The 12198-nt window shown below is 62.5% G+C and carries 10 protein-coding genes; 6 read left to right on the top strand and 4 right to left on the bottom strand.

What is annotated here, in order from left to right:
• Positions 1-511: 511 nt before the first annotated feature.
• A complete protein-coding gene (locus MPZ60_RS01405; RefSeq protein WP_003074636.1) occupies positions 512-1270 on the top strand; it encodes a TSUP family transporter in 759 nt (252 codons plus the stop codon).
• A gap of 36 nt (positions 1271-1306) precedes the next feature.
• Here the strand turns inward: MPZ60_RS01405 and mrdA are convergent, their stop codons facing one another.
• From mrdA to MPZ60_RS01385, 4 genes are all read right to left on the bottom strand, one after another.
• A complete protein-coding gene (mrdA, locus tag MPZ60_RS01400) occupies positions 1307-3259 on the bottom strand; it encodes a penicillin-binding protein 2 (RefSeq protein WP_034357888.1) in 1953 nt (650 codons plus the stop codon).
• A gap of 122 nt (positions 3260-3381) precedes the next feature.
• Entirely contained in the window at positions 3382-3900 is a 519-nt protein-coding gene (gene mreD / locus MPZ60_RS01395; RefSeq protein ID WP_034357886.1) for a rod shape-determining protein MreD, read from the bottom strand.
• Entirely contained in the window at positions 3897-4922 is a 1026-nt protein-coding gene (gene mreC, locus MPZ60_RS01390; RefSeq protein WP_003070406.1) for a rod shape-determining protein MreC, read from the bottom strand. Before mreC ends, mreD begins: the two co-directional genes overlap by 4 nt.
• Positions 4923-5087: 165 nt before the next feature.
• Positions 5088-6131 (bottom strand): rod shape-determining protein, encoded by a 1044-nt coding sequence (locus tag MPZ60_RS01385; protein ID WP_003059473.1) that lies wholly within the window; start codon positions 6129-6131, stop codon positions 5088-5090.
• 212 nt (positions 6132-6343) lie between these two features.
• Here MPZ60_RS01385 and gatC point away from each other — a divergent pair, with 212 nt between their 5' ends.
• The 5 genes from gatC to MPZ60_RS01360 all read left to right on the top strand — a co-directional run bounded on the left by gatC (position 6344) and on the right by MPZ60_RS01360 (position 12181).
• Positions 6344-6643, top strand: coding sequence for an Asp-tRNA(Asn)/Glu-tRNA(Gln) amidotransferase subunit GatC (gene gatC, locus MPZ60_RS01380; RefSeq protein ID WP_003070403.1), 300 nt, complete (start codon positions 6344-6346; stop codon positions 6641-6643).
• 21 nt (positions 6644-6664) lie between these two features.
• On the top strand, positions 6665-8155 hold the full coding sequence (gene gatA, locus MPZ60_RS01375) for an Asp-tRNA(Asn)/Glu-tRNA(Gln) amidotransferase subunit GatA (protein ID WP_034357883.1): 1491 nt from the start codon (positions 6665-6667) through the stop codon (positions 8153-8155).
• A gap of 150 nt (positions 8156-8305) precedes the next feature.
• Positions 8306-9763: an Asp-tRNA(Asn)/Glu-tRNA(Gln) amidotransferase subunit GatB gene (gene gatB, locus MPZ60_RS01370; protein ID WP_034357880.1), complete on the top strand. Its 1458-nt coding sequence runs from the start codon at positions 8306-8308 to the stop codon at positions 9761-9763.
• A 157-nt stretch (positions 9764-9920) separates the two neighbouring features.
• Positions 9921-10613 (top strand): hypothetical protein, encoded by a 693-nt coding sequence (locus MPZ60_RS01365; protein WP_034357878.1) that lies wholly within the window; start codon positions 9921-9923, stop codon positions 10611-10613.
• Between the two features lie 755 nt (positions 10614-11368).
• Entirely contained in the window at positions 11369-12181 is an 813-nt protein-coding gene (locus tag MPZ60_RS01360; RefSeq protein ID WP_034357876.1) for an alpha/beta hydrolase, read from the top strand.
• Positions 12182-12198: the final 17 nt, after the last annotated feature.

Raw genomic sequence — 12198 nt, 5'->3', positions numbered from 1 at the left:
TCTGGAGCGCAACGTCTGTCCGAGCGGAAGAATTCCGCGCGGCGTCATGCCCTATGAATCAAAGCCCTCAGAGATCTTTTGCTCATAAGCATATGACGCTATTGTTTTTGAAATATCTCAAAACTCATAAGGATGTCACGAAACTTTCTGATTCATTTGTCAGACGTTTTTGATATAACCCAAGGGAATTCCCCAATGCACCACACAGGTGCAGCCCTTACATTCTCGTCACTCTCGCTGCTCCACGAAGCAGCATGGAGGGCCGAGGAGACAACTCGACACAACCAGACCAATACATATAAAAGCATCAAAGATGCGTTCAAAAGCGCCCCACAGTGGGCGCTTTTTTTATGCCTGCGCACAGGCTTGAGGCAGCGGTGCGACAATGCCGGCGCCATCCTCGGGCATTCAAGCCCGCTCTCTCCCTGGCTTCTTCATCCCGCCTCCGGCAGCGCCGCCCAGCGGCAACGCGCGTTGCTCACGGCATGCACCAATTGCAGGCATTTGCTCCATGGAATGGATTCTTGTTTCCCTCGCCTCGGCCCTGGCCGGGTTTGTTGACGCCATCGTGGGAGGCGGCGGACTGATTCTGGTGCCGGCCATGTTTGCAGCCTTCCCCACCACCACGCCCGCCACGCTGTTTGGCACTAACAAAAGCGCCGCCGTCTGGGGCACGGCCATTTCCGCCTGGCAGTACAGCAAGCGTGTGCATATCACCTGGGCTACGCTGCTGCCCGCCATCGGCACGACGCTGGTGGGAGCTTTTCTCGGAGCCTGGGCCGTCACCTTGATTTCGCCCGATTTTCTGCGCAAGCTGCTGCCCTTCATCCTGCTGGGCGTGCTGGGCTACACCCTGGCCAAAAAAGAGCTGGGCCGCGACCACGAGCCGCGCCTGGCAGGGCGCACCGAGATGTTGACCGCCAGCGCCATCGGCCTGCTGATCGGTTTCTACGACGGCTTCTTCGGCCCGGGCACAGGCAGCTTCTTCGTGTTCCTGTTCGTGCGCCTGCTGGGCTATGACTTCCTCAACGCCTCGGCCAGCGCCAAGCTGCTGAACCTGGCCTCCAACGCCGCGGCACTGCTGCTGTTCACTCTCAAGGGCCATGTCTGGTGGCACTTTGCGATTCCGCTGGCCGTGGCCAATGTGCTGGGCAGCATGCTGGGCACCTGGATGGCCTTGCGCCACGGCACGGGCTTTGTGCGCACGATTTTCATCGGCGTGGTCAGCCTGCTGATTCTGAAAACTGGCTATGACGCTTTTCTGCGTTAAACCATTACACAGCAAGCGTTAACAGCTATCAATTTATCAAGGTGCTGTTTCGTCGTCGGACAGCACCGAGATATCTTCCACACGGCGCGGCGTGCCGATCGGTGCGCCTGCCTTGCCCTGGCGCACGGCAGCGATATCAGCCTCGCTGGGATAGTTGCCCACCAGCCAGTAGTCCAGTATGCGGCGTGCGATAGGTGCGGCAGCCGCTGCACCGAAGCCTGCATTCTCCACAATCACGGCCACGGCAATCCTGGGCGCTTCGGCCGGGCCGTAGGCGATATAGAGCGAATGGTCGCGCTGGTACTCGGCCAGACGCGCAGCGTTGTACTTTTCCTTCTGGCCCACGCTTACTGCCTGGGCCGTGCCGGTCTTACCACCCGACAGATAGCTGGCACTGCCGAAGACGCCACGACCCGTGCCGCCAGTCACCACTCCCACCATGCCACGCTTGACGGCATCGACATTGCTCTGCTTGTAGCCCAGGTTGACGGGTGCCGGCTGAACAATGGCCGTGCGCGTACCGGTGACGGAGTCGATCAGCTCCTTGCCCACATGGGGCGTGAAGCTCAAGCCGTTGTTGACCAGCGTGGCCAGCGCATGCGAGAGCTGGAGGATGGTGAAGTTGTTGTAGCCCTGGCCGATGCCCAGGGAGATCGTCTCGCCTGCAAACCATTGCTGCTGGGCGGCGCGCTTGTAGGTCTTGCGCTTCCACTCCTTGCTGGGCAGCACGCCACGCACCTCGCCGGGCAGGTCGATGCCGGTGATCTGGCCAAAGCCCAGCGGCTTCATGAAGTCGTGGATCGCATCCACGCCCATCTCGTTGGCCAGCGTGTAGAAATAGACGTTGCTGGAATGCTGGATGGCGCGCGCCAGATCCACCGGGCCCAGCGCATGGCCGGAGCGGAAGGTGTGGCCGCCGAAAGTCCAGGAGCCGCCGTCCTGGATCACCGTGCCCGGCGTGCGCTTGCCGGTCTCTATGCCCGCCAGGCCCATGAAGGGCTTGTAGGTCGAGCCCACGGGGTAGGTGCCGCGCATGGAGCGGTTGAGCAAAGGGCGGTCCAGCGATTCGTTGAGTGCCTTCCAGCTTTCCTGGTCGATGCCGTCGACAAACAGATTCGGGTCGTAGGTCGGCTTGCTGACCATGGCCAGCACCTCGCCATTGCGCGGATCCATGGCGATGGCCACGCCGCGGCGGTTGCCGTAGAGGTCTTCCACCATCTTCTGCAGCTTGATGTCCACCGATAGCTGCAGGCTGTGTCCCGGCGTGGCAGGGCGACTGCCCAGGCGGCGCACGGCATGGCCGCCAGCCGAGGTTTCCATTTCCTCCCAGCCCGTCTGACCGTGCAGCTGCAGCTCATAGCTCTTTTCGGCCCCCAGCTTGCCCATGACCTCGGTGCCACGGTAGTTGGCCGCATCGTCGGAGTCGTCGATCTCTTCCTTTTCCCTTTGATTGATACGACCGATGTATCCGATCAAATGGCTGCCGGTCTCCTTGAGCGGGTAGGTGCGAAACAGGCGGGCCTTGATGTCCACACCCGGAAAGCGATAGCGCTGGGCCGCAAACTTGGCGACTTCCTCATCCGTCAGGCGCGAGCGGATAGGAATCGACTCAAAGCTCTTGGAGTCATCCATGAGCCGCTTGAACTTGCGGCGGTCGCGCGGCGTGATCTCAATGACCCCGGACAGCCCTTCGATGGTCTCGTCCAGATCCTCGACCTTGGAGCGTGTGATCTCCAGCGTATAGGCCGAGTAATTGGTCGCCAGCACCACGCCGTTGCGGTCCAGGATCTGGCCCCGGTTGGGCACGATGGGGACCACCGCCGTGCGATTGCTCTCGGCCCGCTCGGCAAACTCCTCATGGCGCTCGACCTGCAGCACCAGCAGACGCCAGACCAGCAGACAGAACGCCAGAAATACCACGCAGCCCATGACGACTGCACGCATCCGGAAGCGCTGCAGCTCGACTTCGGTGTTGCGAATCTCCATCATGCGCAGGCTCCCCGCACGCCAAGCCAGTGACTGCAAGCAAGGGCCGCCCCGCAGCGAGGCAGTCGTTCCCCCCCGCGAAGCGAGAGGGGGAAAGGCGCGCAGCGACTCAAGGGGGCTTTCATCTACAGAGGCCGGTTTTCATCGCTGTCCGGCGCACGGCGCTGCGGCGCCAGCAGCAAAGCGCTGACCACGGGCCACAGCAAGGTCTCGATCACTGGAGCTATCAGAAACTCCAGCCCAGGGAAGATACCTCCCGTCGCGACACGCAGCAGTACCTGAATGCCGTGCGCCGCAGCAAACACCGGCAGCAGATGCAGGGCCTGCACGGGGCTCGAGAACCAGAGCAGGCGGCGACTCATCCAGCCCGTCACGAAGACCAGCAAGGTATAGGCCAGTGCATGCTGACCCAGCAGCGAGGCTCGGTCCACATCCATGACCAGCCCCAGTGCAAAGGCAATACCCAGGCCCACGCGCTGCGGTTGGTTCAAACTCCAGAAGGCCAGCAGCAGCAGCAACATGTCCGGCAGCCAGACTATGCGACCCAGCGGAAGCATGTTGACGGCCAGGCCTATCACCAGGGTGACGACGATGAACAGAGGATTGACCGGCAGCAACAACTGCTGGCCGCGCGGCATGATCATGCGGGATCCTTTGCAGGCTTGGCGGCCTTGGTCCCCGCCTTCTCAGCGGCGGCCTTCTCCTTTTCGGCAGCGGCCGCCTCCTTTTTGCCACGTGCCTTGGCAGCCCGGTCAGCCTTCTCGGCATCGGCCTGGGCCTGCATATTGGCGGCCTCGGGATGCTCGGTACGGCCCTGGGGCTTGAGCACCATCACATGGCGCACACCCTGCACGCGGCCCACGGGCTCGCAGTAGATGCGGGTGAAGGCAGAATCGGCACGGCGGTCCACGGTCACCACCTTGGCCACGGGCAGGCCCGTGGGATAAAGCCCGTCAATACCGCTGGTGGTGAGCAGATCGCCCACCTGTACATCGGCGTTGCTGGGCATGAAGCGCAGTTCCAATCCGCCGGCGCGGGTCGAGGATGCATCGCCATAGGCGACGCTGCGCGCGCCAGTGCGCGGGTTGAAAACGGGAATGGCCTGATCGCGATCGATCAGCAGCGTGACCTCGGCACGCGTCGGATAGACGCGCGTGACCTGGCCTATCACGCCTTTTTCATCGAGCACGGGCGAGCCCGGCGCAATATTGTCCGCCTGCCCCTTGTCGATCACCACGCGGCGCGTATAGGGGTCAGGACTGTCATAGACCACCTCGGCCACCTGCCCCGGCGTCAACGAGCGCTCACGCAACTCCAGCATGGAGCGCAGATGCTCGTTCTCCTTGATCAACTCGTCGGCCAGCTCGGCGCGCTGAGCCATGACGACCAACTCCTTGCGCGCAGCATCCTCGCGGGCCACGGCCTGCTGCTGCACCTCGGCATAGCGGCTGGCGTTCTGGTAGGCCAGCACGGGCTGGGCCACCAGCCATTGCACGGGCGACAGCGCCACCGACAAGGCCGCGCGCACCGGCGTGGTGATCTTGAAACGCGCGTCGGCCACCATCAAAAACAGCGCCAAGGCGCTGTAGAGGGCAAGCTGGGAAGTGCGCGAGGCCTGTTGCTTGAACAGTGATGGAGCGCGGTGGTCCAGGGTGTCCAGGCTCATGCGTGCTCCCGCAGCATGGCCGCATGCGCACGGCCACCTGGATCAGAAGGAATGCAAAAAGAGAGCGCGGTATGCAGGCGTATCACGGACTCAGGCCCTGTTCATGGAAGTGGCTGCGGTACGCGCACTATGCCGCGTGCCGCAAAACACCACATTGCACAGCGATTAATCGCTGGTGAAGATGCTGCCCTGGCGATCCATGGTCTCCAGCGCCATGCCGCAGCCGCGCACCACGCAGGTCAGCGGCTCCTCGGCCACCAGCACGGGCAGACCCGTCTCTTCGGCCAGCAGACGATCCAGATCGCGCAGCAGCGCACCGCCGCCAGTCAGCATCATGCCGCGCTCGGCAATGTCGGCACCCAGCTCGGGAGGCGTCTGCTCCAGCGCATTCTTCACGGCGGAAACGATCTGGTTCAGGGGGTCGGTCAGCGCTTCCAGCACTTCGTTGGAAGAGATGGTGAAGCTGCGCGGCACGCCTTCGGACAGGTTGCGGCCCTTGACTTCCAGTTCCTTGACTTCGGAGCCGGGGAAGGCCGAGCCGATCTGCTTCTTGATCAGTTCTGCCGTGGGCTCGCCGATCAGCATGCCGTAGTTGCGGCGGATATAGCTGATGATGGATTCATCGAACTTGTCGCCACCCACGCGCACCGAGCCCTTGTAGACCATGCCGCCCAGCGAGATCACGCCCACTTCGGTCGTACCGCCGCCGATGTCCACCACCATGGAGCCAGAGGCTTCGGAGACGGGCAGGCCCGCGCCGATGCCGGCAGCCATGGGTTCTTCGATCAGGTACACGGCCGTGGCACCCGCAGCTTCGGCGGCGTCCTTGATGGCGCGGCGCTCGACCTGGGTGGAGCCGCAGGGCACGCAGATGATGATGCGGGGGCTGGGCGTCAGCACCGAGCGCGGATGCACCATCTTGATGAACTGCTTGATCATCTGCTCGGTGATCACGAAGTCGGCGATCACGCCGTCTTTCATGGGGCGAATGGCTTCGATGTTGCCGGGCACCTTGCCCAGCATGGCCTTGGCTTCGCGGCCGACAGCCTGAATCACCTTCTTGCCGTGGGGGCCGCCTTCGTGACGGATCGCAACCACCGAAGGTTCGTCCAGAACAATGCCCTTGTCTCGGGCGAAAATCAGGGTGTTAGCTGTGCCAAGGTCAATGGCAAGGTCGGTGGAGAAGTACCGACGGAAAGCTCCGAACATTCAGGGTCCTCTCAGGCACGGCTTGCGCATCGGCTAGCCGTCGCCGGGATGTAAGGTAATGGAGTCTGGGTGGTGGGCATTTTTTGCACAATGACCAGCCGAACGGAGGTATTGCGGCAAAGCCGAGATAATACCGTATCCCCTGTGAATAACTTCTACTGTCAGGGTTAGAAACACTGCTTTACACGCGGCGGCCCTGTTAAATAATTTCTATGGCATTGAACGATCAAGACATTGCGCGCATCGCCAACTTGGCCCGCCTTGAACTGTCGCAAGACGAAAGTAAGCGCATGCTCGCGCAACTAAACAACTTTTTCGGCATCGTCGAAAAAATGCAGGCTGTGGATACTTCGGGCGTCAGCCCTCTGTCACATCCGGTGGCAGCCATCCAGGACGTCGCCTTACGGCTACGTGACGATTTGGTAAGTGAGGGCAATAACCGCGACGCCAACATGCAGAACGCCCCTGCAGCCGAAAAGGGTTACTTCCTCGTGCCCAAGGTCATCGAATAAACGCGCGGGACACATCAGAACATGAGCCAAACCGAACTCCACCAATTGAGCGTGGCCGAGCTGGCCGCGCAGCTGCGCGCCAAGCAGGTCTCAGCCACCGAAGCCGCCCAGCATTTCCTGGCCCGCGCCAAGCAGCACCAGCAGCTGGGCGCTTTTGTCGCCATCGATGAAGACGCCACCCTGGCCCAGGCCAAGGCGGCCGACGCCCTGATTGCCGAAGGCAAGGGCGGCAAGCTGGCCGGCGTGCCCATTGCGCACAAGGACATCTTCGTCACCAAGGACTTCCCCACCACCGCCGCCAGCAAGATGCTGGAGGGCTACAAGTCGCCGTTTGACGCCACCGTGGTGAAGAAGCTGGCCGATGCCGGCGTGGTCACCCTGGGCAAGCTCAACTGCGACGAATTCGCCATGGGCGGCGCCAACGAGAACTCGGCCGTGGCCCCCGTGGGCTTTGACGCGGCACAGCCCGTGCGCAACCCCTGGAACACCGAGCGCGTGCCCGGCGGCTCGTCCGGTGGCTCCGCCGCTGCCGTGGCCGCGCGTCTGGCCCCGGCCGTGACCGGTACCGACACCGGCGGCTCCATCCGCCAGCCCGCCTCGTTCTGCGGCATCACCGGCATCAAGCCCACCTATGGCCGCGCCAGCCGCTACGGCATGATCGCCTTTGCCTCCAGCCTCGACCAGGCCGGCCCCATGGGCCGCAGCGCCGAAGATTGCGCGCTGCTGCTCTCCGAAATGTGCGGCCCCGATCTGGACCGCGACTCCACCAGCCTGGACTACCCCGCCGAGGACTTCAGCGCCCGCCTGGGTGACTCGATCGAGGGCCTGCGCATCGGCGTGCCCGCCGAGTTCTTTGGTGAAGGCCTGTCCGACGATGTCCGCGCAGCCGTCGACGCAGCGCTCAAGGAATACGAAAAGCTGGGCGCCAAGCTGGTGCCCGTGAGCCTGCCGCGCACCGAACTGTCCGTGCCCGTGTACTACATCCTGGCTCCGGCCGAGGCTTCGTCCAATCTGTCGCGCTTTGACGGCGTGAAGTTCGGCCACCGCGCCGCCAAGTACGAAGACCTCAACGATATGTACAAAAAGACCCGCGCCGAAGGCTTTGGTGACGAGGTCAAGCGCCGCATCATGATCGGCGCCTATGTGCTGTCCGAAGGCTATTACGACGCCTACTATCTGCAAGCGCAGAAGATCCGCCGCATGATTGCCGACGACTTCCAGGCTGCCTTCAAGGACTGCGACGTCATCGCCGGCGCGGCCGCGCCGACGACGGCCTGGGCCATTGGCGGCAAGGCCGATCCCGTGAGCAACTATCTGGCCGACATCTTCACCCTGCCCGCATCGCTGGCCGGCCTGCCCGGCCTGTCCCTGCCCGCAGGCTTCGGCGACGGCGGCATGCCCGTGGGCCTGCAGCTGATCGGCAACTACTTCGGCGAAGCCAAACTGCTGAACGCGGCCCACCGCTTCCAGCAAGCGACAGACTTCCACCTGAAGAGCCCTGTTGGCATTTAAATGAAACACCCCCTGAGTCGCTTCGCGCCTTCCCCCTCAAGGGGGACGACAGCCTCGCTGCGGGGCGGCCCTTGCTCGCTGCCCCTGGATCGGGCCGCGCCAGTTTCATGCGCGGCGCCATGGATACAGCCCACTTTTTGAAGCAAGAACATGACTGTGAAACTAATCAATGGCTACGAAGTCGTCATCGGCTTCGAAACCCATACCCAGCTGGCCACGAACAGCAAGATCTTCAGCCGTGCCAGCACCGCCTTCGGCGCCGAGCCCAACACCCAGGCCAGCGCCGTGGACCTGGCCCTGCCCGGCACGCTGCCGGTGATGAACAAAAAGGCCGTGGAATGCGCAATCAAGCTCGGCCTGTCGCTGGGCTCGACGATTGCGCCGCGTTCCATCTTCGCGCGCAAGAACTACTTCTACCCCGACCTGCCCAAGGGCTACCAGATCTCCCAGTTCGAGATCCCCGTAGTGCAAGGCGGTGAAGTCAGCTTCTATCTGGAAGAGGGCAAGAACAACGTCCTCAAGACCGTGCGTCTGGTGCGTGCCCACCTGGAGGAAGATGCCGGCAAGTCCGTGCACGACGAGTTCATCGGCCAGTCCGGCATCGATTTGAACCGCGCCGGCACGCCGCTGCTGGAAATCGTGACCGAGCCCGATATCCGCTCCACCGCCGAAGCCGTGGCCTACGCCAAGGAGTTGCACAAGATCGTCACCTGGATCGGCATCTGTGACGGCAACATGCAGGAAGGCTCATTCCGCTGCGACGCCAACGTCTCCGTGCGCAAGCCCGGCCAGCCCCTGGGCACGCGCCGCGAGATCAAGAACCTGAACTCGTTCAGGAATATGCAGATCGCCATCGACTACGAAATCCTCTGGCAGATCGAGCAGATCGAGGACGGCCACAAGATCCAGCAGGCCACCGTGCTGTTCAACCCCGACACGGGCGAGACCCGCGCCATGCGCACCAAGGAAGATGCGGCCGACTACCGCTACTTCCCCGACCCCGACCTGCCTCCGCTGGTCGTGGCGCCCGAATGGGTGGAGCAGGTCAAGGCCGAAATGCCCGAGCTGCCCCGCGCCATGGCCGCGCGCTTTGTAGCGCAATACGGCCTGCCCGAGTACGACGCCACCACGCTGACGCAAAGCCAGGCCATGGCCGCCTACTTTGAAGCCGCCGCCAAGGCCTGCGGCCAGCCCAAACTGGCGTCCAACTGGATCATGGGCGAGATCTCGCGCCGCCTGAACATGGAAGAGATCGGCATGGACCAGGTCAAGGTCTCCGCCGAGCAACTGGGCACCCTGATCGCCCGCATCCACGGCAACGTTATCAGCAACAACTCCGCCAAGCAGGTGTTCGAGGCGCTGTGGACCGGTGAAGGCTCCGATGTGGACGCCATCATCGAAGCCAAGGACCTCAAGCAGTCCAACGACACCGGCGCACTGGAAGCCATCATCGACGAGGTAATCGCCGCCAACCCCGCCAACGTGGAGCAATACCGCGCCGGCAAGGACAAGGCCTTCAACGCCCTGGTCGGCCAGGTCATGAAGGCTTCCAAGGGCAAGGCCAACCCCAGCCAGGTCAACGAGCTGCTCAAGGCCAAGCTGGCCTAACTCTGTTACAAGCACGTCCCTCAAGGCGTGCCTCTGCCCCCAGATAATGGGAGCACGCTCCAGGGCCGCAGGCAGCATATGCCTGCGGCCTTATTACTTGCAGCTCATCCCAGTCCTCGGTCCCCATGCCCTGTGGCGCCTGCCCAGGAAAAAATCAGTGATCTTCTCGAACGCCTCACTCATCGAATCCGAAAAAGAGCGCAACCTCTGCAGCAAGTTTTTTGCCGGTTACTTTTTCAACGAATTCACGGCCGGCTATGCCAAGCGCATCGTCCAGTTCAACCGCTACATCCAGGAAGTCACGGGCCGCGACGACCTCGGCCTTCAGTCCCCCCATATCTCCTTCGACACCCACGCCTACCTGTGCCACGAGCGCCTGCGCAGCAAGCTGGCCGATGTGCTCATCTCAGACCCCGCACGGCAGGTCTTTCTGTTCATCGAGACCAAATACCTGAGCAACTGGACTTACGCCGCCGATGTGGCCAAAGGGCTGGAGCGGCTGGACAAGGTCTTCGACGCCGATAAGAAGTCCCATCTGGCAGACGCCCGCCAGCATTACTTTGTGCTGACTTCCAGGCGCAAGGAGGAAGCAGCAGGCCGCCCCGTGCAGCACTACGCCCCGATGAATGGACCTATCTATGTTCCCACCCCTTCGCGCGCCGCAGAAGTGAGCGAGGGCGACGCGGCTGAGTCCGCGAAGCCTTCTTTCACCAGCCTGCTCTATTGGGAAGACCTGGCCCAGATGTGCGACCGCTCGGAAGTGCGCCAGTACATGGAGGCGCGGTTGAAGCTATGTGTCAGCAGCAGTCGGAATCAGCACAAGGCGGGGTACTTTTTGCCGGGGGCGTGAGGGCTGCTTGATCAGGTCGCCACATGCTCGCAGGAAACAAGGGACTCCAACTGAATCAGCCCGCAGGTCAATGTCAGGTCACGATGCAACGCTGTCCTTCGACAGCGCTGCCCGCAGCCCGAACCGCGTGCCGCAGGCGCTGACACACGGGTGGATGCGGGTACAGGCGGACTGCCTGAGTTTTGACGAAACCGGCCTCTAGCGCTTATCCAGATTAAGCAAGTAGCTAAAAATTTAAAGAAGCTATCCCGTTTCCAGTTTTCGCCCCTTGTGCCCACGCCTGCGGCAGCGGCCTCTTGGGGCTGGCAGTTGCACCGCAGAGTGCGACTGCATCGTCTTCAAATATGCGGCCGTTTGTTCGAACGGAGCGGCATGCCGCGAAGTGAGTTGGGCCGCATAGCCGCAAGAGGTGGGCGGCGCAGGTTGCCCCGTAGCGCAGCGAAGAGGACGTGGGCAGTAGGGACAGGCTCTTTGCCTACTTTCTGGTGGTCCGGCATACCGGCAGCAGAAAGCAGGTCGGCAGGCGGGCCGAGACCCGCCCTCTGCAAGCAAAGCAGGCATGTCGTTGGCTTTGTAAAACATGCCCTCATGTAAACCAGCAACCAAACAAGGCATCTCATCAAAACAAAACATCAAGCACTGACAGCTATCTTTTTCAAAAGCCACCGTTGATTACATAAATCCAAGGTAAAGCGCACACCAAACCCACACAAATCTGCGCACAATCCGGCGCAAACCCCATATCTTTGCGCTCCATGTTCTCCAAGCTGCTCAAGCCCCTGCTCTGGCTGCTGGCCCTGTGCCTGGCGGTCTATATCTGTATCTGCAGCTATATGTTTGCGCAGCAGCGCGAGATGATTTTTCCGGGTGGCGGCACACGGGTGGCGGCCGAGAGCACCGATTTCTCGCTGCAGCGCGCCGATGTGCTGCTGCGGGGCTGGCAGCTGCACCCGGCCGACGGCAAGGCGCGCAATGCGGTGATCTACTTTGGCGGGAATGCCGAGAACATTGCCCACCGGCGCCAGCAGCTGTCGCGCAGCCTGCCGCACAGCGATATCTATATGCTGGCCTACCGCGGCTACGGCGCCAGCGAGGGCGAGCCCACGCAAGAGCTGATGGAGCTCGATGCCGCAGCCTTGTTCGATGAGGTCAGGCGTCTGCACCCACAACTGCCCATCACCGTGATCGGCCGCAGCCTGGGCACGGGCGTGGCGGCTGCCGTGGCCGACCTGCGCCAGCCGGACCAGTTGGTGCTGATCACGCCCTTCGACAGCATTCTGAACACGGTGCGCGGCATGTATGACTGGCTGCCTGTGGAACTGCTGCTGCGCGACCCGTTCGACTCTGCCGCGCATCTACGCAATTACCATGGGCCGATTCTGGTGCTGCGCGCCGGACGCGATCAGGTGGTGCAGCCCGAGCGCACCGACGCCCTGCTGCACGGCCTCAGGGACAAGGCGGTGCAGGTGCAGGAATTCGCCCTGGCGAATCACTCGACCATCTTCCGCGCCAACGGCTTCTGGAGCGCCATAGAGCAGTTCGTGGACGGGCATCACAAAGCGGCCTGAAAGGCCTCTGACGCTCC

It is taken from the genome of Comamonas sp. 7D-2 (assembly GCF_022749555.1).
GTDB lineage: Bacteria > Pseudomonadota > Gammaproteobacteria > Burkholderiales > Burkholderiaceae_C > Comamonas > Comamonas thiooxydans.
Note: the sequence above shows the minus strand (reverse complement) of the source record. Positions and strands in the feature narration are given on the sequence as shown.